The 22,527-nt window shown below is 74.4% G+C and carries 18 protein-coding genes; 6 read left to right on the top strand and 12 right to left on the bottom strand.

Translation table 11 applies throughout. From position 1 onward, the window contains the following. Window positions 1-183: 183 nt before the first annotated feature. Window positions 184-1,152 (top strand): hypothetical protein, encoded by a 969-nt coding sequence (locus tag FHX36_RS18350; RefSeq protein ID WP_110554297.1) that lies wholly within the window; start codon window positions 184-186, stop codon window positions 1,150-1,152. Between the two features lie 54 nt (window positions 1,153-1,206). On the opposite strand, the gene FHX36_RS18345 is transcribed toward FHX36_RS18350, so the two are convergent. Together FHX36_RS18345 and FHX36_RS18340 are read right to left on the bottom strand one after the other, a co-directional pair. Further along, window positions 1,207-1,638, bottom strand: a complete 432-nt coding sequence (locus tag FHX36_RS18345; RefSeq protein WP_110554296.1) for a DUF2795 domain-containing protein — start codon at window positions 1,636-1,638, stop codon at window positions 1,207-1,209. A gap of 25 nt (window positions 1,639-1,663) precedes the next feature. Continuing rightward, a complete protein-coding gene (locus tag FHX36_RS18340) occupies window positions 1,664-1,873 on the bottom strand; it encodes a hypervirulence associated TUDOR domain-containing protein (RefSeq protein ID WP_110554295.1) in 210 nt (69 codons plus the stop codon). A gap of 304 nt (window positions 1,874-2,177) precedes the next feature. Between FHX36_RS18340 and FHX36_RS18335 the strand changes: the two genes are divergently transcribed. The 5 genes from FHX36_RS18335 (at window position 2,178) to FHX36_RS18315 (ending at window position 7,777) form a co-directional block, all read left to right on the top strand. Then, the gene (locus FHX36_RS18335) at window positions 2,178-2,972 is read left to right on the top strand and encodes an SIP domain-containing protein (protein ID WP_183513984.1); all 795 of its coding nucleotides are present in this window, start codon (window positions 2,178-2,180) and stop codon (window positions 2,970-2,972) included. 125 nt (window positions 2,973-3,097) lie between these two features. Further along, window positions 3,098-3,823: a response regulator transcription factor gene (locus tag FHX36_RS18330; protein ID WP_110551911.1), complete on the top strand. Its 726-nt coding sequence runs from the start codon at window positions 3,098-3,100 to the stop codon at window positions 3,821-3,823. Further along, window positions 3,820-5,400, top strand: a complete 1,581-nt coding sequence (locus FHX36_RS18325; protein WP_258372678.1) for a sensor histidine kinase — start codon at window positions 3,820-3,822, stop codon at window positions 5,398-5,400. Before FHX36_RS18330 ends, FHX36_RS18325 begins: the two co-directional genes overlap by 4 nt. Window positions 5,401-5,561: 161 nt before the next feature. After that, on the top strand, window positions 5,562-6,470 hold the full coding sequence (gene cysD / locus FHX36_RS18320; RefSeq protein ID WP_110551912.1) for a sulfate adenylyltransferase subunit CysD: 909 nt from the start codon (window positions 5,562-5,564) through the stop codon (window positions 6,468-6,470). Beyond that, window positions 6,470-7,777, top strand: a complete 1,308-nt coding sequence (locus FHX36_RS18315) for a sulfate adenylyltransferase subunit 1 (protein ID WP_110551913.1) — start codon at window positions 6,470-6,472, stop codon at window positions 7,775-7,777. The genes cysD and FHX36_RS18315 overlap by 1 nt, the downstream gene beginning before the upstream one ends. A 133-nt stretch (window positions 7,778-7,910) precedes the next feature. Here FHX36_RS18315 and FHX36_RS18310 read toward each other — a convergent pair whose 3' ends face one another. The 10 genes from FHX36_RS18310 to hrpA form a co-directional block, all read right to left on the bottom strand. After that, entirely contained in the window at window positions 7,911-8,723 is an 813-nt protein-coding gene (locus tag FHX36_RS18310; RefSeq protein ID WP_110551914.1) for an FAD binding domain-containing protein, read from the bottom strand. Next, window positions 8,720-9,223, bottom strand: a complete 504-nt coding sequence (locus FHX36_RS18305; RefSeq protein ID WP_110551915.1) for a (2Fe-2S)-binding protein — start codon at window positions 9,221-9,223, stop codon at window positions 8,720-8,722. The genes FHX36_RS18310 and FHX36_RS18305 overlap by 4 nt, the downstream gene beginning before the upstream one ends. Next, a complete protein-coding gene (locus FHX36_RS18300; protein WP_110551916.1) occupies window positions 9,220-11,502 on the bottom strand; it encodes a xanthine dehydrogenase family protein molybdopterin-binding subunit in 2,283 nt (760 codons plus the stop codon). The genes FHX36_RS18305 and FHX36_RS18300 overlap by 4 nt, the downstream gene beginning before the upstream one ends. A gap of 157 nt (window positions 11,503-11,659) precedes the next feature. After that, window positions 11,660-11,839: a hypothetical protein gene (locus FHX36_RS18295; RefSeq protein WP_110551917.1), complete on the bottom strand. Its 180-nt coding sequence runs from the start codon at window positions 11,837-11,839 to the stop codon at window positions 11,660-11,662. A 73-nt stretch (window positions 11,840-11,912) separates the two neighbouring features. After that, window positions 11,913-12,311: an ATP-binding protein gene (locus FHX36_RS18290; RefSeq protein ID WP_110551918.1), complete on the bottom strand. Its 399-nt coding sequence runs from the start codon at window positions 12,309-12,311 to the stop codon at window positions 11,913-11,915. Between the two features lie 123 nt (window positions 12,312-12,434). Then, complete coding sequence (gene glf, locus FHX36_RS18285; protein WP_110551919.1) at window positions 12,435-13,676, bottom strand: UDP-galactopyranose mutase; 1,242 nt, start codon at window positions 13,674-13,676, stop codon at window positions 12,435-12,437. Further along, on the bottom strand, window positions 13,673-13,984 hold the full coding sequence (locus FHX36_RS18280) for a hypothetical protein (protein ID WP_110551920.1): 312 nt from the start codon (window positions 13,982-13,984) through the stop codon (window positions 13,673-13,675). Before FHX36_RS18280 ends, glf begins: the two co-directional genes overlap by 4 nt. Then, window positions 13,981-16,488 (bottom strand): glycosyltransferase, encoded by a 2,508-nt coding sequence (locus FHX36_RS24040; protein ID WP_110551921.1) that lies wholly within the window; start codon window positions 16,486-16,488, stop codon window positions 13,981-13,983. Before FHX36_RS24040 ends, FHX36_RS18280 begins: the two co-directional genes overlap by 4 nt. A gap of 128 nt (window positions 16,489-16,616) precedes the next feature. After that, complete coding sequence (locus FHX36_RS18270) at window positions 16,617-18,494, bottom strand: glycoside hydrolase family 2 TIM barrel-domain containing protein (RefSeq protein WP_110551922.1); 1,878 nt, start codon at window positions 18,492-18,494, stop codon at window positions 16,617-16,619. Window positions 18,495-18,524: 30 nt separating this feature from the next. After that, on the bottom strand, window positions 18,525-22,463 hold the full coding sequence (gene hrpA / locus FHX36_RS18265) for an ATP-dependent RNA helicase HrpA (RefSeq protein WP_183513982.1): 3,939 nt from the start codon (window positions 22,461-22,463) through the stop codon (window positions 18,525-18,527). Between the last annotated feature and the right edge of the window lie 64 nt (window positions 22,464-22,527).

Below are 22,527 nucleotides of genomic sequence, written 5' to 3'. Positions count from 1 at the left end.
CCCTGTCCGGGCTGCTCGTCTGGTCACCCGCGGCCGGGCAGAGCCCGTCGACCACGGAGGTGTCCACGATACGGGTGCACGCGCTCACGGAGGGTCGGGCGCGCGGGCGGGCGGCAGCCTCGCGCGGGGCACCTGACCGGTCTCGACCGGCAGCGGCGGGCGCCGGACCGTAGCGTCGGGCGGGTGAAGCTGCCCTTCCCCGGTCCATCCGACGTGCTCTCCGCGGCCGGCGGCCTGCGGGACGGCGTCGCCGAGGCGCTGGCCCTGCTGCCCCGGGTGGTGGGGGCCGTCGGCGAGGTCGAGCGGCTGCTCAGCCTGGTGTCGACGCTGGTCGACCGGGTGGAGCGGATCGCCGACCGCGCCGAGGTGGCCGTCGCCGGCATCGAGGTGACCCGCGCCCACGCCGACGAGGCGATGGAGCGGATCAAGGGGACCCAGGCGGCGGCGGACGACGCGATCACCGCCGTCGAGGCCACCCGGGCCCGAGCCGACGGGGCGATCGAGTCGATCGGCCGCACCCAGGCCGCCGCCGACGAGGCCATCGCGTCGATCGGCCGCACCCAGACCCGGGCCGACGAGGCGATCGACGGCATCGGGGTCACCCAGAGCAGGGCCGACGAGGCCATCGACGCCATCGGGGTCACCCAGAGCAGGGCCGACGAGGCCATCGACGCCATCGGGGGCACCCAGGCGGCCGCCGACGCGGCGGTCGCGCGGATCGGGAGCACCAACGACGCCGCGGACCGGCTGGTGGCGGCCGTGGGCGGGACGGCGTCCGCCGCCGACGGCACCCTCGGCCGGGCCGAGGCGATGCTCGGCTCCGTGCAGCCGCTGCTCGACGACTACCGCCCGGCGCTCACCGTGCTGGCCCCCGTCCTGAACCGCTTCGTCGCGCAGTTGGACGAGGAGGAGGTGCAGGCGCTGATCACGCTGATGGACCGGATGCCGAAGCTGGTCGTGCACCTGGACGAGGACGTGCTCCCGGTGCTGGTGACCCTCGGGGACGTCGCGCCGGACGTGCACGCCCTGCTGGACACGGTGCAGGACATGCGCCAGGTGGTGAAGGGCTTCCCCGGGTCCCGGCTGTTCCGCCGTCGCGGGGCGGAGGAGATCGCCGAGGAGGAGGCCGAGGCCGGCGCCGACGGCCGCTGAACGCACGACCGGCGCCGTCCCCGCGGGGACGGCGCCGGTCGGAGGGCAGCGGACTCAGGTCTCGGTCGGGTAGCCGAGCGCGCGGACCACGTCGCCGATCCGCTCGAAGACCTGCCCGTCCGGCAGCCGGGACAGCTCGTCGGCCACGGCGTCCGGGGCCCGGTGGTCGCGGGCGGCCTCGACGAGGTCGGGCCCGGTGCTGGGGAAGTCGGCCCGGTCGAGCCAGCGCGCCAGCTCCGCCCGGGCGACGACCGCGTCGGGGGTCATGCCCACCGGCACGCCGCCGGTCAGGGTGTCCGCCGGCGAGGAGTCGACGTCGGGCTCCCCCTCCGCCGTGGGTTCCGGGTCGTTCCACTCCTCGGCGTGCGTCGAGCGGCCGGAGCGGATCATCCCCTCGACCTCGTGGGCCAGCGCGTCGTCCTCGCGCGCCGAGTGCTTCGTGCTCCGGGCAGACGTGCCGGCGAAGGTGTCGTCGGTCTCGCTCATCGGTCCTCCTCCTCGGGGGTGCGGCTCAGTCCTTGTGGAGCGCGCCGGGCTTGTGGACGGCGGTGCCACCGCTCTTCTCGCTCTTCACCTCGTACTGCGGCTCGTCGGCGCTGGCCTTGACCGTCCGGCCGGCCGCCTCGGTCTCCTCCGTGATCTTCTTCTGGACCGTGCCCTCGGCCTCGCCGCCGTGGCTCTTCCAGCTCACGTGGTCGCCCTTGCTGAACTCCTGCGCCATCGCGGGGTCCTCCCTCGTCGTCCGTCCGCCCTGCCTGCCCGGGGCGGACGGGCCGCACACATCGACCGGACGGGTGCCGCCTGGCAAGGCCGTCGTCACCCGTTCGGGTTGAGTTCCACCGGACGTGCTGTACCGGCGGGCAGGTCGTCACGTAGCGTGCTCACTGCACGGGGGAAGCACGTCGAGCGACCTGACCAGAGCGATGGTCTGACAACGCTGCGTGAGCAACCCGTCCTGAGACGCCGGCCCGGCTGGCCCCATTCCCCCGGGGCCGGCCGGGTCGGCCTCGTTACGCTGGGCCCTCGTGGAGCCGACCGAGCACGCCCCCGCCGACGCGCCCGACGTCCGCCCGGTCGACGTGCTGACCGTGACCGCCGTCCGCGACGTCACCCCCGCCGTCCGGCGGGTCACCCTCACCGCCCCGGCACCCGTGGTCGCCGCGGCGGGGCCGACGCTCGCGCTGCTGGTGCCCCGGGTCGGCGACCTCGCCCCCCGCTGGCCGCAGGTGGCCCGCGACGGGCGCATCGTCTGGCCGCAGGGCAGCCACGGGGTGGCGCTGCGCAGCTACACGTCCCGCCGCCAGGACCCCGCCGCCGGCGAGCTGGACATCGACTTCGTGCTGCACGGCGACGGCCCGGCCGCGACGTGGGCCGCCGCTGCCGCCCCCGGTGCCGTCCTCGGGGTGGCCAGCTCGGCGCCGCTGGGCGACGCGCCGGCGGGCTGGCTGCTGCTGGCCGGCGACGAGACCGCGATCCCGGCGATCAGCCGGATCCTCGCCGCCGCCGGTGCGCAGACCCGCGGGGTCGCACTGCTCGAGGTCGCCGGGCCGGAGGAGGAGCAGCCGCTGGCCGCCCCGCCCGGGGTGGAGGTCCGCTGGCTGCACCGCTCGGCGGCCGCGCCGGACGCCGACCTGCTGGCCGACGCGATCGCCGCCCTCCCCCGCCCGGACGGCGAGGACCTGTTCGCCTGGGTGGGGGCGGAGTCCGCCGCCGTCCGCGCCGTGCGCGCCGACCTGCGCGGCCGCTGGGGGTTGCGCCGGGCCCAGCACCACGCGATCGGGTACTGGCGCCGCGGCCGGGCCATGTCGCCCGCCGGCTGACAGCACCGGGGTCGGGGTGACCCACGTCCAGCGTCCTCACAGGTAGCGTCCAGGCCAGCTGCAGCCGGACGTCGCAGCCTGACGGCATGACGACGACGGCCGCACAGGGTCCATCGGGAGGGGTCGTGGCCAGCTCCGCGGCGCCGGGCGTGAAGCCCGAGGCGCGCCTGCTCGTGGTCGACGACGAGCCGAACATCCGCGAGCTGCTGTCGGCCAGCCTGCGCTACGCCGGCTTCGAGGTCGCCACCGCGCCCGACGGCCAGCAGGCGCTCGCCATCGCCGAGCAGTTCCGCCCCGACCTGCTGGTGCTCGACGTGATGATGCCCGGGCTCGACGGCTTCGGCGTCGTCCGGCGGCTGCGGCAGAACGGCACGCACACCCCGGTGCTCTTCCTCACCGCCCGCGACGCCGCGGAGGACAAGGTGACCGGGCTGACCCTCGGCGGCGACGACTACGTCACCAAGCCGTTCAGCCTGGACGAGGTGCTGGCCCGGATCCGGGCGGTGCTGCGCCGCAGCCAGGGCGTGCAGCGCGCCGCCGAGGCCCCCCGGCTGACCTTCGCCGACATCGAGCTGGACGAGGAGTCGCACGAGGTCCTCAAGGCCGGGAAGCTGGTCAGCCTCTCGCCCACCGAGTTCAAGCTGCTGCGCTACCTCATGACCAACGCCGGGCGGGTGCTCTCCAAGGCGCAGATCCTCGACCACGTGTGGAACTACGACTTCAACGGCGAGGCCAACGTCGTCGAGTCCTACATCTCCTACCTGCGCCGCAAGGTCGACACGACCGAACCGCGGCTGCTGCACACCCTGCGCGGCGTGGGGTACTCCCTGCGCCTGCCCCGCGGCACGTGACGACGGCGCCACCGCCGGTCGACCCCGCGCTCGCACCGCCCCCCGCACCCGAGCACGAGGTCGTCGCGGACCCGGTCACCGCGGAGCCGGTCGCCGCGGACCCCGGCCCGGCCCGGCCCGGCTCCCGGGTGCCGCTGCGGGTCACCCTGGTCGCGCTGCTCGTGCTGCTGGTGACCGTCGCGCTGGCCGCCACCGGCTTCGCGGCCACCTCGCTGCTGCGGGGCTACCTGCTCGACCAGCAGGACCGGCAGCTGCGCGAGGCGATCACCGAGGTGGCCGAGCAGGACCCCGCCACGCTGGCCGTCGCCTGCACCCAGCCCCGCATCGCCATCCCCGGCTCCTACCTGGCGTGCCTGGGGGCCAGCGGGGTGGTCCGCCAGTACGCCGTCCGGGGCACCTACACCTCGCTGCCGGACCTGTCGGAGATGGACGCCGGCAACGCCGCGGACTACGGGCAGCGGACCTTCACCGTCCGGTCCCGGGACGGCAGCACGACCTGGCGGCTGGTCGTCGCCCCGGTCAGCGCGGACCTCGCCATCGTGGTCGGCAGCGACCTGGGCGAGGACAAGGCCGTGGTGACCCGGCTGGTGCGCATCCAGCTGGTGATCGGTCTGCTCGTGCTGGCCGCGATGGGGCTGGCCGGCTACCTGCTGGTGCGCAACAGCCTGCGCCCGCTGCAGGAGGTCGAGGTCACCGCGCAGGCGATCGCGGCCGGCGACCTCTCCCGCCGCGTGCCCGCCGGCGACGAGCGCACCGAGGTCGGCCGGCTCTCCGGGGCCCTGAACGGGATGCTCGGGCGGATCGAGAGCTCCTTCCGCGCCCAGCAGGCCTCCGAGGAGCAGGCCGTGGCCTCCGAGGCGCGGATGCGGCGGTTCGTCGCCGACGCCAGCCACGAGCTGCGCACCCCGCTCACCTCCATCCGCGGGTTCGCCGAGCTGCACCGGCAGGGCGCGGTGCGCGGGGCGGAGGACACCGGCCGGGTCCTGTCCCGGATCGAGGCCGAGGCGACCCGGATGGGGCTGCTCGTCGAGGACCTGCTGCAGCTGGCCCGGCTGGACCAGCAGCGGCCGCTCACCCTGGGCCCGGTCGACCTGGCCGAGCTGGCCGGGGACGCCGTCCACGACGCCCGGGCGGTGCAGCCCGACCGGCCGGTGACCCTGCGGCTGGACGAGTCGCTGAGCGACGCCCCCGTCGTCCAGGGCGACGAGGCCCGGCTGCGCCAGGTCATCGGCAACCTGGTCACCAACGCGCTCACGCACACCCCGGTCGAGGCGAAGGTGACGGTCACGCTGTCGGAGGACCCGGCGGACCCGGACGTGGTGGTGCTCGCGGTGCGCGACGAGGGCCCGGGGCTGGCCCCCGGCGACGCGGACCGGGTCTTCGAGCGCTTCTACCGGGCCGACGCCTCGCGCACCCGCGCCGCCGGGGGCACCGGGCTGGGCCTGTCCATCGTCGCCTCCCTGGTCGCGGCGCACGGCGGTCGGGTCGACCTCACCACCGCCCCGGGCGAGGGGTCGACCTTCGCCGTCCGGCTGCCCCGCTCGGGTCCGGCCGCCCCCGCGCCCGAGCCGGTCTGACCCCCCACGGGCGGGACGTGACCGACCGCACGACGGCGGCCGGGGGGCCATGACGGACACTGGTGCGGGGAATCCGCACCACCTCGATCGGGTTGCCCCGCTCGAACACGTCGCCGTCCGGCGGCACCTGCCGTCGTCCCCGACACCCGGGAGCCTCCAGCGTGACCACCGCCGACCACCGGCTCACCCAGCTGCAGACGCTGGAGGCCGAGTCCATCCACGTGCTGCGCGAGGTGGCCGCCGAGTCCGAGCGGCCGGTGCTGCTCTTCTCCGGCGGCAAGGACTCCATCGTGATGCTGGAGCTCGCCCGCAAGGCCTTCGCCCCGGCCCGCATCCCGTTCCCGGTGATGCACGTCGACACCGGGCTGAACTTCCCCGAGGTGCTGGAGTTCCGCGACAAGCGGGTCGCCGAGCTGGGCGTGGACCTGGTCGTCGCGTCGGTACCGGACGCCATCGCCGCCGGCACGGTGCGCGAGGAGCCCAACGGCTCGCGCAACCGGATCCAGACCCCGGTGCTGCTGGACGCCGTCGAGCAGCACGGCTTCACCGCACTCTTCGGTGGTGCGCGGCGCGACGAGGACAAGGCGCGGGCCAAGGAGCGGGTGTTCTCCTTCCGCGACGAGTTCGGCCAGTGGGACCCGAAGAACCAGCGCCCCGAGCTCTGGGACCTCTACAACGGCCGCACCCACCTCGGCGAGTCGATCCGGGTGTTCCCGCTGTCCAACTGGACCGAGCTGGACATCTGGGGCTACATCGCCCAGGAGGAGATCGCGATCCCGCAGCTCTACCTGGCCAGGGAGCGCGACGTCGTCGACCGGCAGGGGATGCTCTACGCGGTCAACGAGTTCATCACGCCCCGCGACGGCGAGCAGGTGCTGCGGGAGAGCGTCCGGTACCGCACCGTCGGCGACGCCAACCTGACCGCCGCCGTCCGCTCGACGGCGACCAACGTCGAGGAGGTCATCGCCGAGATCGCGGTGACCCGGCTGACCGAGCGCGGCGCCACCCGCGGCGACGACAAGGTCAGCGACGCCGCCATGGAGGACCGCAAGAAGGAGGGGTACTTCTGATGGCCGCCCCCATCGACGTCCACTCCGCAGCCGCCGAGGCCGCCGCGGAGATCGCGCACGCCCGCAAGGACATCCTGCGGATCGCCACCGCCGGCTCGGTCGACGACGGCAAGAGCACCCTGATCGGCCGGCTGCTGTTCGACAGCAAGGCCGTGTTCGAGGACCAGTACGCCGCCATCGAGCGGGCCAGCAAGGGCGACTACGTCGACCTGGCGCTGCTCACCGACGGGCTGCGGGCCGAGCGCGAGCAGGGCATCACCATCGACGTGGCCTACCGGTACTTCACCACCCCGCGGCGCACGTTCATCCTCGCCGACACCCCGGGGCACGTGCAGTACACCCGGAACATGGTCACCGGCGCCTCCACCGCCGACCTGGCGATCGTGCTGGTCGACGCCCGCAAGGGCATGGTCGAGCAGAGCCGCCGGCACGCCTTCCTGGCGTCGCTGCTGCGGGTGCCGCACCTGGTGGTGGCGGTCAACAAGATGGACCTCGTCGACTGGTCGGAGGAGGTCTACGAGGGCATCCGCGACGAGTTCTCCGCCTTCGCCGCCAAGCTCGACGTCCCCGACCTCACCGTGGTGCCCATCGCGGCGCTGCAGGGCGACAACGTGGTGACCCGCTCGGCGAACATGCCCTGGTACCAGGGCGCCTCCCTGCTGCACCACCTCGAGCACGTGCACGTGGCCAGCGATCGCAACCTGGTCGACACCCGGTTCCCGGTGCAGTACGTGATCCGGCCGCAGTCCGACGCCTTCCACGACTACCGCGGCTACGCCGGCCGGGTGGCCGCCGGCGTGCTCCGGCCCGGCGACGAGGTGCAGGTGCTGCCCAGCGGCCTGACGACGACGGTCGCCGCGATCGACGGCCCGGACGGCCCGGTGGACGCCGCCTTCCCGCCCATGTCGGTCACCGTGCGGCTCGCCGACGACCTCGACGTCTCCCGCGGCGATCTGATCTGCCGGCCGCACAACGCCCCGCACGTCACCCAGGACCTCGACGCGCTGGTCTGCTGGATGGCCGACACCCCGCTGGTGCCCCGGATGCGGCTGGCGGTCAAGCACACCACCCGCACGGTGCGCGCCATGGTGAAGGAGCTGCAGTACCGGCTGGACGTCAACACCCTGCACCGGGAGCCCGACGCCCCGAGCCTCGGCCTCAACGACATCGGCCGGGTGCGGCTGCGCACCACCCAGCCGCTGTTCGTCGACGACTACCACCGCAACCGGGTGACCGGCCGGTTCATCCTCATCGACGAGGCGACCAACGCCACCGTCGGCGCCGGGATGCTCACCCCCGCCGGCTGACGAAGGACCCCCTCGACCCAGAGATGGCCATCTCCGGGGCCTCATGGGCCCCCGAGATGGCCATCTTCGGTTCTCGGCCCCCCTGCAGGGGCCGCCGCGAGCTTGCGAGCGGTGGGGGGCAGGGGGTCCTTCTTCAGGCGGCGGCCTTCTCCAGGGCTCGGCGGGTGAGCAGCCGGGCCAGGTGACGGCGGTAGTCGGCGTCGGCGTGCATGTCCGAGTTCGGCGAGGTGCCCTCGTCGGCCAGTGCGGCGGCGTCGGCGATCGAGGCACCGCCGGCCAGCGCCGCCTCGGTCGCGCTGGCCCGGACGACGGCCCCGGCCATGTTGGCCAGCGCCACCCGGCCCTGCACCGCGGCTGCGGCGACGATCGGCCAGTCGTTCTCCCGGCGGGTGAACTTCTCGTACCCCCACCCGGCCGCACCGGTGCGCGGCACCCGGATCTCGACGACCAGCTCGTCGGGTGACAGCGCCGTCTCGAAGAAGCCCAGCCAGAACTCGGTCACCGGGATCTCCCGGCGACCGGCCGGCCCCTGGACGACGACGGTGCCGCCGAGCGCGAGCAGTGCGGTGGGCAGGTCGGAGGCGGGGTCGCTGTGCGCCACGGTGCCCCCGAGGGTGCCCCGGTGCCGCACCTGCGGGTCGCCGACCCGGCCGGCGACGTGCGGCAGCAACGGCACCTCGGCGAGGGCCACCGCCGAGCGCTCCAGCTCGTGGTGCCGGGTGGTGGCGCCGATGGCCACCTCGTCACCCTCGACCCGGACGTAGGACAGCTCGGAGATGCCGCTGATGTCGATCAGCGCGGTCGGCACCGCCAGCCGCAGCTTCATGATCGGCAGCAGCGAGTGCCCGCCGGCCAGCAGCTTGGCGTCCTCACCGTGCTCGGCCAGCGCCTCCAGCGCCTCCTCGACCGAGGTCACCTTCACGTAGTCGAACGGCGCCGGGATCATGCTTCGACCTCCTGCGCCTGGGGGACCTGGCCGGCGGCCGGGCCGGCCTGGGCCGCGGTGCGGACCGCCCGGACGATGTTGTGGTAGCCGGTGCACCGGCAGAGGTTGCCCTCCAGGCCCTCGCGGACCTCCCGGTCGGTCGGGTCGGGGTTGTCGGCGAGCACCCCGATCGCGGCCATCACCATGCCCGGCGTGCAGAAGCCGCACTGCAGGCCGTGCTCGGCGCGGAAGGCGGCCTGCATGGGGTGCAGCTCGCCGTCCGGGCCGGCCAGCCCCTCCAGCGTGGTGACCTGGGAGCCGTCGGTGGCGACCGCCAGCACCGTGCACGACTTCACCGACAGGCCGTCGACGACGACCGTGCAGGCGCCGCACGAGGTGGTGTCGCAGCCGACGTTGGTGGCCCGCAGGCCGCAGGTCTCCCGCAGGTAGTGGGCGAGCAGCAGCCGCGGCTCCACCTCGTCGGTCCGCTGCTCGCCGTTGACCGTGATCGACACCTTCATGAGCTGCTGCCTCCCTGCTGTGCTTCCTGGACGGCCCGCCACACCCGCATGGGCGTGCACGGCATGTCGACGTGCCGGACGCCGAGGTGTGCCACGGCGTCGACGACCGCGTTCTGCACCGCGGGGGTGGCGCCGATCGTGCCGGCCTCCCCGATGCCCTTGGCGCCGAGCGGGTTCATCGGGGTCGGGGTGGCCATGTCGACCAGCTCGAAGCTCGGCAGCTCCGTCGCCGAGACGAACGGGTAGTCGGCCAGCGTCGAGGTCTGCGGGTTGCCGTCGGAGTCGTAGAGGACCTCCTCGAGCAGCGCCTGCGCGACGCCCTGGGCGATGCCACCGTGCCGCTGCCCCTCCGCGAGGAGCGGGTTGACGATCGTGCCGGCGTCGTCGACGGCGATGATCCGCACCACCTCCGCCTTGCCCGACTCGACGTCGACCTCGACGACGACCACGTGGGCACCGAACGGGAACGTCGCCCCGCCGGCGGTGAACCGGGTCTGCACCACCAGCGGCTCGGACCCGGCCAGCTGGGCGAAGGTCACCCCGGAGCCCGGGGTGCCGCGCACCTGCAGGCCGGCCGACGCCAGGTCGACCTCGAGGTCGGCCGGGTCGACCTCCAGCACCTCGGCCGCCCGCTGCTTGGCCAGGTCGATCAGCTCGACCGCCGCCTGGTGCACCGCGGCGCCGCCCTGCTGGAGGCTGCGCGAGCCCATCGTGCCGCCGCCGCGGGGGATGCGGTCGGTGTCGCCGTGGACCACGGTGATCTTCTCCACCGGGATGCCCAGCTGGTCGCTGGCCAGCATCGCCCAGGTGGTGGCGTGCCCCTGGCCGTGCGGGGAGGTGCCGGTGAGGACCGTCGCCGTGCCGTCGGGGTGCACCTCGAGCTCGGCCGACTCGGCCGCACCGAGGCCGGTGTCGGCCCCGGTGACCTCGACGTAGACGGCCAGCCCGATGCCCAGCTGACGGGCGTCGCCGCGCTCCCGCCGGGCTGCCTGCTCGGCCCGCAGCTCCGGGTAGCCGGCGGCCTCCAGCACCCGGTCCAGCGCCACGACGTAGTCGCCGGAGTCGTAGACGGCGCCGGTGGGGGTGGTGTGCGGGGTGTCGAAGGGCTCCAGCAGGTTCTTCCGGCGCACCTCGGCCGGGTCCATGCCGATCTCGGCGGCGAACAGGTCGATCGCCCGCTCGACGGCCGCGGTCGCCTCCGGGCGGCCGGCGCCGCGGTAGGCCCCGATCGAGGTGGCGTTGGTCGCGAGCACCCGGGCCTGCGCGTGGATCTTGGGGAAGCCGTACACCGCTGGGGCCATCAGCATGGTCAGCGTCGGGAGGATGACGCCGACCCGCGGGTACGCGCCGGCGTCCTGGTCGACGACGAGGCTGTACGCCTCGACCGTGCCGTCCCGCCGGCCGCCGATGGTGACGACCTGGTCCTGCCCGCGCCCGTGCAGCATCCCGAGCATGTTCTCGGAGCGGTTCTCCGTCCACCGGGTGGGCCGGCCGACCTTGCGGGCCAGCCAGGCGACGAAGGCGTACTCCGGGTCGGCACCGATCTTCGCCCCGAAGCCGCCACCGACGTCCGGCGTGACCAGGTGGACGAGCGACTCGTCGAGCCCCAGCCAGCCGGCGATCTGGGTCTTCGCCTGCTGGGCGCCCTGGTTGGTGCACCAGATGGTGACCCGGCCGTCCTCGCCCCAGGCGGCGGCGGTGGCCCGGGTCTCCAGGGGCACCGGGGCGACCCGCTGGTTGACCAGCCGCTGGGTGACGACGACCTCGCAGCCGTCGAAGAAGTCGCTGGGCGCCGGCGCCCCGAAGGAGGCCATCACGTTGGTGCCGGCCTCGGGGAACAGCAGCACCTCGTCGCGGGCCGCCTGCGCCGTGCCGACCACGGCGGGCAGCACGTCGACGTCCACCACGACCTGCTCGGCGGCGTCCTCGCCCTGGTAGCGCTCCTCGGTGAGGACGACGGCGACGATGTCGCCCACGAAGCGGACGGTGTCGGTGGCCAGCCACTGCCGGCGCATCGCCTCCGGGACCATCGGGAGCCCGGCGGGGATCGGCTCGAGGTCGACGTCCGCGGCGGTGTAGGCCGCCACGACCCCGGGCGCCTCGCGGGCGGCCGAGACGTCGACCGAGAGGAGGCGACCGTGGGCGACCTGCGACCGGACGAACGTCACGTGCACCGCGCCGGTGAGGCGGTGGTCGACCAGGTCGTCGGTGTAGGTCGCCCCCAGCGTGAGGAACAGCGGGTCCTCCGTGCGGACCACCCGGGTACCGAGGATGCTCATGCGCTCTCCTGCCTGCGTCGACGGTGACACCGGAGACTGTGACAGACGATGTGATCGCGGACACTCGGTACCCCGTGTGGCGGAAGCCGGGGCACCTCGGGCGCCCTGCGCGACGCCGTCCCGGCCCGGGAGGGCGGACGGCGTCGCGGTCAGGCGGTCAGGCGGTCGGGTCGGTCGCGGCGTCGGGCTGGGGGGCCTCGGCGGCCTCGCCGTTCCAGTCCTTGCCGGCCTCGTCGGCGTTCTCGGACGCGCTGTCGGTCTGGCCGGCGACGACCTCGACCATCTCCTCGTCGGAGAGCCCCTCGCCGGCCTGGGTGAAGTTCGTGTTCTCGCTCATGCGACGACTCCTTCGTCGATCGGTCGCTGTCCCCCCGACCGTCCCCGCCGCGCACCGGCGGCAAACCAGCCGGTCAGCCGGGCTCGCCGACCGCAGCGGGCGAGAGCTCGAACCAGACCCGCTTGCCACCGTCGTGGTCCTCGGCACCCCAGCGGTCGGCGATCCGGGCCACCATCCGCATGCCGCGGCCGCGCTCCTGCTCGTGCGACATCTCCCGCACGATCGGCCGGATCGCCGAACCGTCCACGACGCCGATCCGCAACCAGGCGCCGCCGAGGGTCAGCTCGAGGGTCAGCACGTCGCCGCCGACGTGGTCCACGACGTTGGCCACCAGCTCGGTCACCAGCAGCTCGGCGTCCTCGCGGTCGTGCGGCGCGTCCCAGGTGCGCAGCACGTCGCGCACCAGACGCCGGGCCAGCGGGACGCTGGTGACCGTCGGCGGCAGGTCGATGCGGGCGCTGAAGGAGGACACGGTTCCCTTCTCGGCAGTCGGCGGCTCGATCGTGCACAACGTGTAGCGGCTCCAAGGATGACAGGCCTGCCCTCACCCGCCCAGCCGTTGCACTGCGCGACCCAGCGACGCGCCCTCGCGCCGTCATGCCTGGACCGCGACCACCGCCGTCCGGGTCAGCCGGGGCGTGAGGACGTTGTCCACCGTCGTCAGCGCCGAGGCGATCGCCATGTGCATGTCCAGGTACTGGTAGGTCCCCAGCCGTCCGCCGAAGTACACGTCCGGCTCGGCCGCCGCACGCTCGCGGTAGCGGGCCAGCACGGCGCGGTCCGCCGCGGTGTTGACCGGGTAGTACGGCTCGTCCGCCGCCTCGGCGGAGCGGGAGTACTCCCGGACGACGACGGTGCGGTCGGCGGGGTGCTCGCGTTCCGGGTGGAAGTGCCGGAACTCGTGGATCCGGGTCCACGGCACGTCGGGGTCGGCGTAGTTCATCACCGGGCAGCCCTGGAAGTCCCCGATCGGCAGCACCTCCTGCTCGAAGTCCAACGTCCGCCAGGACAGCCGGCCCTCACCGAAGTCGAAGTACCGGTCCAGCGGACCGGTGTAGACGACCGGGACCCCGGCCGGGACGAGAGCCCGGACGTCGAAGAAGTCCACGTCGGTGACGACGTCGACCAGGGCGTGGGTGGCCAGCCGCTGCAGCCACGCGGCGTACCCGTCGACCGGCAGGCCCTCGTAGCGGTCGCTGAAGTAGCGGTTGTCGAAGGTGTAGCGCACCGGCAGCCGGCTGATCACCTCGGCGGGCAGCTCGCGGGGGTCGGTCTGCCACTGCTTCTCGGTGTAGCCGCGGACGAAGGCCTCGTAGAGCGGTCGCCCGATCAGCGAGATCGCCTTGTCCTCCAAGTTGGTCACCTGGTCGGGGTCGATCTCCGCGGCGTGCTCGCGCACCAGCGCCCGGGCCTGCTCCGGCCCCAGGTGCCGGCCGAAGAACTGGTTGATCGTGCCGAGGTTGATCGGCATCGGGTAGGTCTGCCCCTTGCTCACCGAGAAGACCCGGTGCTGGTACCCGGTGAACTCGGTGAACTGCCGGACGTGGTCCCAGACCCGCTGGTTGGACGTGTGGAACAGGTGGGCCCCGTAGCGGTGCACCTCGATGCCGGTCTCCGGCTCCCGCTCGGACCAGGCGTTGCCACCCAGGTGCGAGCGGCGTTCCAGCACGACGACCCGCCGGCCCAGCTGGCTGGCCACCCGCTCGGCCACGGTCAGGCCGTAGAACCCGGAGCCGACGACGACCAGGTCGGCTGCGGCGAGCTGCTCGGCCAGCCGGGGCTCCGTCGTGGCGCCGGGACCGGCCGGACGGCGGACGGTGTTCGGGGTGCGGGTCATGAGTCGAGCTCCTCAGCGGTCGGGCACGGGGCAGCGGCGGAGCAGGACGGGCACCGGCCGTCGACGCCGGCCGGCGGGTGGAGCAGCCGGATCCGGGAGAGCCGGGAGAGCAGGGGGGCGCGGACGAACGGGGTGGCGGAGGTGACGGCGGCCTCGGCGAGCACCGGCACCGCCGTGCCGGTGAGCCGCACGGGGCCGAGGCCGGCGTCTTGCAGGCCGGCGGCCGCGGCGCCGACGGCGTAGGTGTGCGCCTGCTCGAGCGCCTGGGCCAGCGGGGTCGGTCGCAGCTGGGACCGCCAGCCGCTCACGCCGGCTCCTCGGTGCGCAGCTGGGAGACGCCGGCGCCGGGGTCCTCGATCAGCCGGGCCATCTCCGCAGCGATGGCGTCCCACTCCTGGCGCGCCTGGAGCGGTTGCGCGCGGCGGTCGCGAGCTCCGAGGTCGTCCTCGAGCACGGCCCGGCAGGCAGCGGCGAAGCCCGCGCCGTCGTCGGCCAGGTGCACCACCTCGGCGTAGTCGTCGACGACGTCCGTGACCCGGGTCGAGACGACCGGCAGCCCGGCCGCGAGGTACTCCAGCGTCTTCGTCGGGCTGATCGACCGGGTCGCCTCGTTGAGCGCGAAGGGCATCAGCGCGACGTCGAAGCCGGCCATCACCTCCGGCAGGTCGGCGTAGGCGACCAGGCCCGGGTACTCCAGGTTGCCGGCCTGCGGGAGCTGCGCCGGGTCGATCTTGGCCACCGGCCCGACGACCCGGATGGTCCAGTCCGGCAGCGCGGCCGCCAGCTCCCCCAGCAGCGTGAGGTCGAGCCGCTCGTCGATCACCCCGACGTAGCCGGCCACCGGCCGGTCGTGCGGCCGGTGCAGCCGCCGGCTCGCCGCGTAGTGCCCGGTCTCCACCCCGCTGCGGAACAGGTGGACGCGGTCACGGCGCAGCGGCAGCACGCCCCGGTGCAGGGACGGCCCCCCGGTGAACACCACGTCGGCGTCGGACAGCAGCCGGCGCTGCCGGAGCACCAGGCCGGCCGGTGCGTGGGCGAAGGACGCCAGGTCGTCCATCACGTCGTAGACCAGCCGGCCGGGTTCCAGCGGCTGCGCGACGTCCAGCGCCATCGGCGTGTACAGCCAGACGTCCGGACCGGCCGACCGGCCGGCTGCCCGGAGGTGCTCGGCGAGCAGGTCGCCGTACCCGGCGGCGGCGGGGGAGTCGAAGCCGACGTGCCCGTCGCGGGCGGTCACCACCGACCGCGGCAGCACCAGCCAGACCCGGGTGACGCCGTCGACGTCCTCGCTGCCCAGCTCCGGGGCCGCCACGTCGCCGGTCACGGGCTCCTCGACGAACCAGGTCCGGGCCCCGCCGGCCGCCCGCTGCCGGGCCAGCCGGGAGACGACGTGCTGCGGTCGCTGCCACACCCAGGGCCAGCGGAGGTGGGACAGCACGACGAGGTCGGGCTCGGCTGCGGGCACGGCTTCCTCCAGGGTTCGGGCGACGGGGCGGGCGGGCAGGTCGACGCGGACGGCGGAGACCGCCTGCTGCGGGTCGGGGTCCTGCCAGGGCCAGTGGGTCAGCGACGGCAGGAGGCCCGCCAGGTCGGCGTCGCAGGGTGGCTGGAACCGCCAGGCGGGCAGGTCGGCGACGGGGACGCCGGCGGCCGCCTGCTCCCAGGCGTCGGTGAAGGCCGTGCGCTGCCGGGAGCCGTCGGGGGCGATCGACACGACGCCCACCGGGTCGACCCGGCCGGCCGCGCGGGCCAGCAGCGAGTCCCAGTCGGCCGAGTCGACCGTCGGGAACCAGCAGTAGCCGTGCAGCGGCACGCCCCGGGACAGGGCCAGCTCGTACTGCTCGAGGGTGTACCGCAGCCACGAGGTCCGGTCCGTGGGCAGGCCGCGGACGTTGGTCTCCGACAGCATGAGCGGCAGCCGGTACCGGTCGGCGTACTGCTCGGCGACCGCGGCCAGCCCGATCGACTCGGGGGAGGGCGCGTGGCTGCCGCGCTCGTCGTAGTGCCACTCCGAGTGGCTGTAGTAGTCCAGCCCCAGCAGGTCGACCCGCAGCGGCGGGAGGTCCAGCAGTGCCTCCCCGCCGTCGGCGAGCAGCCGCCCGAGGAAGGGCCGGGCGGGGTCCAGGTCGTGCCCCAGTGCCAGGTCCAGCGCCACGTGCCGGCGGTCGTTGGCGAGCTCGGCGTGCTGCACGCCCGGACCGGTGCCGGTGTGGTGCTCGGCGGTGTCCACCCAGACGTGGTGCGCCTCGGGCAGCAGCTCCCGCCAGCAGGCCGCGGCCGCCGACAGCCACGGCAGCACCGACAGCAGCAGGCGGCGGAACCCGTCGATGCCCCGGTCGTAGGGCGGCCAGAGCGCCTCGTGACCGGCCAGGAAGAGCGTCGCGAACGGCTCGTTGAACAGCGTGTACGCCGGCAGCCACGGGTAGCGGTGCGCGACCGCCTCGGCGTACCGCAGGAAGGCGGGGCCGAACCGCGGGTCGCGGAAGCCGTCGACGAGCCAGCCCGGGTAGCTGGTGTGGTGCACCAGGTCGACGATCGGCACCGTGCCCCGGTCGCGCAGGCCCTCCAGCGCCCGGTCGGTCTCGGTCCAGTCGAAGACCCCCGGCGAGCGCTCGATCCGCGGCCAGCGCAGCGGGAAGCGCAGGTGCCGCACGCCGCTGCCGACCAGGTGGTCCAGGTCGGCGTCGCCGAAACCGGTCACCTCCAGCGCGTCGACCCCGGCGGCCGGGTGGTGGGTGCTCTCGAAGCCCCCGACGAAGGTGCGACCGACGGGCGGCAGCGGGTGCAGGGGGTGCGGGCGGTCAGAGGACACCCAGGTCTCCCGGGGGTGAGCGGACGGGAGCTCGTCCCGTCCTGGACCGCAGGCCGACCTGTCTGGACCGAGCACTGTCTATCCCGCACCGCCATCGGTCAAACGACCGATCTCCTGACCCGCCGTGATCAGCTCCCGGCGGACCCCGGTGCGTAGTCGCCGTAGGCGAACTCGCCGACCGCGTCGCCGGGCACCGCGGCCGACACCCGGGTGGTGACCGCGCGGATCTGCTCGATCGGCACCTTGGGCTGCCGCTGCGCGGTCACCAGGCCGTTGCGCTCCTGCTGGGTGTCGGTGAGCTGGGTCCAGCAGAACCCGACGACGGCCGGGCTGTCGAGCAGGGCGCCGACCAGCTCCCGGTAACCGGCGAGCAGCCGGGCCGCGTCGTGCACGGCGCCGTACCCGCTCCAGCCGGCGTCGGAGAACGCGCCCCCGGCGCCGTCGTCCCCGTCGGCGTCGGCGTCGAGCGAGATGCCGCCGAACTCGCTGATCATCACCGGGGCGTCGGCGACCGCCGCCCCGGGCAGCACGACCACCCGGTAGGCCGGCTGGGTGTGGCTCAGGGTGTGCGCCAGCGCCGCGTGGTCGCCGTAGCGCTCGGTGAGCACCGCACCGGAGGCGGTGTAGTCGTGCACGGTGAGCACGTCGGTGACCGGCTGCTCCCAGCCGTCGTTGCCGATGACCAGCCGGGTCGGGTCGTAGGCCTTGGTCAGGTGGTACAGCGCCCGGACCAGGTGTTCCTGATCGGGAGCCCGCTCCAGGGCCGGCACCCCCCAGCTCTCGTTGACCGGCACCCAGGCGATGACGCACGGGTGGCTGCGGTCGCGCTCCACGACGTCCAGCCACTCGCGGGTCAGCCGCTCGACCGTGGTGGTCGAGTACTCGTACGCGGCGGGCATCTCCGCCCAGACCAGCAGCCCGAGCCGGTCGCACCAGGCCAGGAAGCGGGGGTCCTCCACCTTCTGGTGCAGCCGGACGCCGTTGAAGCCGAGGTCCTTGACCAGCTGCACCTCCCGGCGCAGCGCATCGGGGTCGGGGGCGGCGAGGTGCGACTCCGGCCAGAAGTTCTGCGCCAGCACCAGCCGGAGGTAGTAGGGCCGGCCGTTGAGCAGCAACCGGCCCCGCGACGCGGTGACGCTGCGCAGCGCCGTGTAGCTGCCCACCTCGTCGTGGACGACGCCGCCCTCGTCGACCAGCGTGAGCGTCGCGTCGATGAGGTTGGGTGCCTCCGGGGCCCACAGCGCCTCGGAGTGGCCGAGGCTCATGTCCCCGCCGTCCAGGGTGATCCGGCGGCGCACCTCGCCGTGGTGGACGCGGTAGGTGTCGTCGGCCAGCACCTCGCCGTGCTGGCGCAGCACCACGCGCAACCGCAGACCAGGGGCGCCGTCCGAGCGCACCCGGACGGTCAGGTCGATGCTCCGGGTGTCGACGTCCGGGGTCCAGGTGAGCGCCCGCACGCGCACCTCGGGGACGTGCTCGAGCCACACCGGCTGCCAGATGCCCGAGGTGCGGTCGTACCAGATGGCGTGCGGCTCGCGCTGCCAGTCCTGCTTGCCGCGGGGCTGCCGGAGGTCGGACGGGGAGTCCTCGGCCCGGACGACGACGACCTGCTCGCCGGAGCCCTCCAGCGCCGAGGTGACGTCCGCGGTGAAGGGGGTCGAGCCACCCTCGTGGTAGGCCACCGCCCGGCCGTTGACCCAGACGTGCGCGCGGTAGTCGACCGCCCCGAGGTGCAGCAGCACCCGGTGACCGGGGCGGGCCGCCACGTGCACCACGCGCCGGTACCAGACGACCGGGTGGAAGCCGGTGTCCCCGATCCCGCTGGCCGGCGACTCGAACGGGAACGGCACCTGGATGACCCGGTCGAAGACGTCCTCGCGGCGTTGCCACTGGTCGCCGATCCCGACCGACCCGTCGTCGAAGGCGAAGCCCCACGGCCCGGACAGGTCCTCCCACTCCGGGCGGGTCAGCTGGGGGCGGGGGTGCTCGGTGGCGCCGAGGGACATGCGGAGGGCACTACCCCCGGCCGCGCGGGGCTAGGCGGACAGCTGGTCGATCGCCTTGAACACCCGCTGCTCGGAGACCGGCCGCGGGGTGCCCACGTGCTGGGCGAACAGGCCGACCCGCAGCTCCTCGATCATCCAGCGCACCCGGGCCACCGGGTCGTCGGGCGCACCGGTGGGCGGGACCTGCGCCCGGAGCTGCTCGTACTCGGCGGTGACCGCGGCGACCTGGGCGGTCCAGACGGCGTCCCGGGCGGCGTTGCCCGGCAGCTTCTCCAGCCGGTAGGCCATCGCCGTCAGGTAGCGCACCAGGTCCGGCAGCCGGCGACGGCCGGCGTCGGCGACGAACCCGCGGTGCAGCAGGCCGGTCATCTGCCGGCGCAGGTCGGTGATCGCGGCGTCGGGCACCCGGCGGCCCGGGGCGGCACCGATGGCGACGGCGACCTCCCGGGCCTGCGTCAGCACCGCCTCGACCCGCCGGACGGCGTCGGTGGTCAGCGGCAGCAGCTGCTCGCGCGCCGCGGCTACCAGCGCGGTGAACGCTGCCTCGGTGCGCGGTGGGCCACCGGCCGCGGCGATCAGCTCGTCGGCCGCGGCGTCGACGCAGTCGCCCACCAGGTCGGGGATCTCGCCGTCCGGGTTGAACTGCAGCGCCAGCCGGGTGCGCGGCGACAGGCCCTTGACCACCTGCTTCACCGGCGAGCCGGCGGCGAGCACCAGCAGCCGCCGCGCGCCCCGCCAGCCCAGCCGGGTCGCCTCGGCCTCGGTGGGGACGACGCGGACGCCGACGGTCTGCCCCTCGTCGACCAGCGCGGGGAACGCGGTGACCGGGTGCCCGCCGCGCTGCACCTCGACGGTGGCGGGCAGGTCGCCGAAGGTCCAGCTGGTCTGGCCGGTGCGCTCGTAGGTCGAGGCCGCCCGGGCGAGGCTGGCCCGGGCCTGCGGCGCCACCTGCTGGCGCAGCGCACCGAGGTCCTTGCCCTGCGCCAGCGGCCGCTGCTGGTCGTCGAGCACCCGGTAGGTGGCCCGCAGGTGGGCGGGCACCTCCGCCGGGCGCCAGGCGTCCCGCGGGACGGTGACGGCGGTGGCCCGGCGCAGCTCCCGCTCCAGGGCCGGCAGCAGCGGCTCGGTGGGGTCGATGTGCGGCAGCACCTCGCGCACCCGGTCCGGGATGGGCACCAGCCCGCGGCGCAGCTGCTTGGGCAGCGAGCGCAGCAGCTCGGTGACCAGCTCGCCCCGCAGCCCGGGGACGGTGAAGGCCAGCGACTCCCCCGCGGTCTGCTCGGCGACGGTGTCCAGCACGCCCAGCGGGACGTCGACGGTCACGCCGTCCTGGGCCGCCCCCGGTGCGAAGGCGTAGGACAGCGGCAGGGTGAGCCCCTGGGTCAGCTCCACCTCGTCGGGGTAGTCGGCCTCCTGCACCTGCCCGGCCGCCGCGGCGTTGGTGAGCATCTCCGGGGTGAAGGTCAGCAGGTCCGGCGTCGTCCGCCGGGCCTCCTTCCACCAGCGGTCGAAGTGCCGCACCGAGACGACGTCGGCGGGGACTCGCTCGTCGTACAGCTCGAACAGCGTCTCGTCGTCGACCCGGATGTCCCGCCGGCGGGCCCGCTCCTCCAGCTCGGCGACCCGCTCGATGGCCCGGGCGTTGTCGGCCCAGAACCGGTGGTGCGTCGTCCACTCGCCCTGCACCAGGGCGTGCCGGATGAACAGCTCGCGGGAGACCACCGGGTCGATGGAGCCGTACTGCACCCGCCGGCCGACGACGAGCGGCAGCCCGTAGAGGGTGACCCGCTCGGTGGCGACCACCGAGCCGCGCTTGGAGTCCCACCGCGGCTCGCTGTACTGGCGCTTCACCAGGTGGTCGGCCAGCCGCTCGACGACCTCCGGCTCGATCCGGGCGACCGTGCGGGCGAACAGCCGGCTGGTCTCGACCAGCTCGGCCGCGACCACCCAGCGCGGCGGCTTCTTCGCCAGCGGGGTGCCCGGGGCGAGCACGAACCGGGTGCCCCGGGTGCCGAGGTACTCCCGCGACGGTCGCTTGTCGCCCTTGGCCTGCTCGGCCTGGGTGCCGATCTGGGAGAGCAGCCCGGCCAGCAGCGACGCGGTCACGCCGCGCTCGTCGGGGGCCGGCGCCAGCGTGCCGGTGGTCATCCCGAGCCGGCGGGCGGTGCTGCGCAGCTGGCCGTGCAGGTCCTGCCACTCCCGGATGCGCAGGTGGTGGAGGAACTCCCGCTTCACGGTGCGCCGGAACTGGTTGCCGGAGAGCTCGTCGGCGCGCTCCTCCAGGTAGCGCCACAGGTTGAGCAGCGCGAGGAAGTCGGAGTTGTCGTCGGCGAAGCGGCGGTGCAGCTCGTCGGCGGCCTGCTGGTGCTCGGTGGGGCGCTCCCGCACGTCCTGCACGGTCAGCCCGGCGGCGATGACCAGCACCTCCTCGAGCACGCCGCGGCGGTCGGCCTCCACGACCATCCGGGCGATCCGCGGGTCCAGCGGCAGGGCGGCCAGCGAGCGCCCGGTCTCGGTCAGCGCCCCCTCGGCCGTGAGCGCGCCCAGCTCCTCGAGCAGGGCCAGGCCGTCGGCGACGGCGCGGCGGTCCGGCGGGTCGATGAAGGGGAAGTCGGCGACGTCGCCGAGCTCCAGGGAGGCCATCTGCAGCAGCACCGAGGCGAGGTTGGTGCGCAGGATCTCCGGGTCGGTGTACTCCGGGCGGCCGTCGAAGTCGGCTTGCGTGTAGAGCCGGATCGCGATGCCCTCGCTGGTGCGCCCGCACCGGCCGGAGCGCTGCCGGGCCGAGGCCTGGCTGACCGGCTCGATCGGCAGCCGCTGCACCTTGGTGCGATGGCTGTACCGCGAGATGCGCGCCGTGCCCGGGTCGACGACGTACTTGATGCCCGGGACGGTCAGCGACGTCTCGGCCACGTTGGTGGCCAGCACGATCCGCCGCCCGCTGTGCGGCTGGAAGACCTTGTGCTGGTCGGCGGCGCTCAGCCGGGAGTAGAGCGGCAGCACCTCGGTGTGCGGGAAGCCCCGCTCGCCGAGCGCGTCGGCGGTGTCCCGGATCTCCCGCTCGCCGGCGAGGAAGACCAGCACGTCGCCGGGGCCCTCGGCCACCAGCTCGGCGCAGGCGTCCACGATGGCGCTCACCTGGTCGCGGTCGGGGTCGGCGGCCGGGTCGTCGGGGTCGATGACCGGGCGGTAGCGGATCTCGACCGGGTAGGTGCGCCCGCTGACCTCGACGACCGGCACCTCGTTGCCCTCGTACGAGAAGTGCTTGGCGATCCGGTCGACGTCGATGGTCGCCGAGGTGATGACCAGCTTCAGGTCGGGACGGCGGGGCAGCAGCCGGGCCAGGTAGCCCAGCAGGAAGTCGATGTTGAGGCTCCGCTCGTGGGCCTCGTCGATGATGATCGTGTCGTACTGGCGGAGCATCCGGTCGCGCTGCACCTCGGCCAGCAGGACGCCGTCGGTCATCAGCTTGACCAGCGTCCGGTCGCCCACCTCGTCGGTGAACCGCACCTTCCAGCCGACGACGTCGCCCAGCGGGCTGCCCAGCTCCTCGGCGATCCGCTCGGCGACCGTGCGCGCCGCGATCCGGCGCGGCTGGGTGTGGCCGATCCGCCCGCGCACGCCCCGGCCGAGCTCGAGCAGGACCTTCGGCAGCTGCGTCGTCTTGCCCGAGCCGGTCTCCCCCGCGACCACGACCACCTGCGAGTCGCGCAGCGCCGCGGCGATGTCGTCGCGGCGCTGGCTGACCGGCAGCTCCTCGGGGTAGCTGACGACCGGGACGGCGGCGCGGCGGCGGGCGATGCGCTCCTCGGCGACGACGACGTCCTCGGCGATGCGCTCCTGCTGCCGCGCGCGGGCGGCGGCGTCCCGGGTGCGCCGGGTGCCGTCGAGCCGCCGGCGGAGCCGGTGCTCGTCGGCGAGGGTCAGCGCGGACAGCCGCGACCGGAGGTCGTCGTGCGGGGTGGTCACGGGGTGCTCGCAGTTCCTTCCGCGGGTCAGGCACCCAGGATCCCATCTCCCCGGGCCGGGTCCC

The organism is Modestobacter versicolor, from assembly GCF_014195485.1.
Classification (GTDB): domain Bacteria; phylum Actinomycetota; class Actinomycetes; order Mycobacteriales; family Geodermatophilaceae; genus Modestobacter; species Modestobacter versicolor.
The sequence above is the reverse complement of the archived record's forward strand: the minus strand, read 5'-3'. Positions and strand labels throughout refer to the sequence as shown.

Excerpts from the sequence above, each read along its gene's own strand:
- FHX36_RS18345 (WP_110554296.1), bottom strand. The coding sequence starts at position 1,638 with ATGAGCGAGACCGACGACACCTTCGCCGGCACGTCTGCCCGGAGCACG.
- FHX36_RS18340 (WP_110554295.1), bottom strand. The coding sequence starts at position 1,873 with ATGGCGCAGGAGTTCAGCAAGGGCGACCACGTGAGCTGGAAGAGCCAC.
- FHX36_RS18300 (WP_110551916.1), bottom strand. The coding sequence starts at position 11,502 with ATGAGCATCCTCGGTACCCGGGTGGTCCGCACGGAGGACCCGCTGTTC.
- glf (WP_110551919.1), bottom strand. The coding sequence starts at position 13,676 with ATGACCCGCACCCCGAACACCGTCCGCCGTCCGGCCGGTCCCGGCGCC.
- FHX36_RS18315 (WP_110551913.1), top strand. The coding sequence starts at position 6,470 with ATGGCCGCCCCCATCGACGTCCACTCCGCAGCCGCCGAGGCCGCCGCG.
- FHX36_RS18305 (WP_110551915.1), bottom strand. The coding sequence starts at position 9,223 with ATGAAGGTGTCGATCACGGTCAACGGCGAGCAGCGGACCGACGAGGTG.
- FHX36_RS18295 (WP_110551917.1), bottom strand. The coding sequence starts at position 11,839 with ATGAGCGAGAACACGAACTTCACCCAGGCCGGCGAGGGGCTCTCCGAC.
- FHX36_RS18310 (WP_110551914.1), bottom strand. The coding sequence starts at position 8,723 with ATGATCCCGGCGCCGTTCGACTACGTGAAGGTGACCTCGGTCGAGGAG.
- FHX36_RS18270 (WP_110551922.1), bottom strand. The coding sequence starts at position 18,494 with ATGTCCCTCGGCGCCACCGAGCACCCCCGCCCCCAGCTGACCCGCCCG.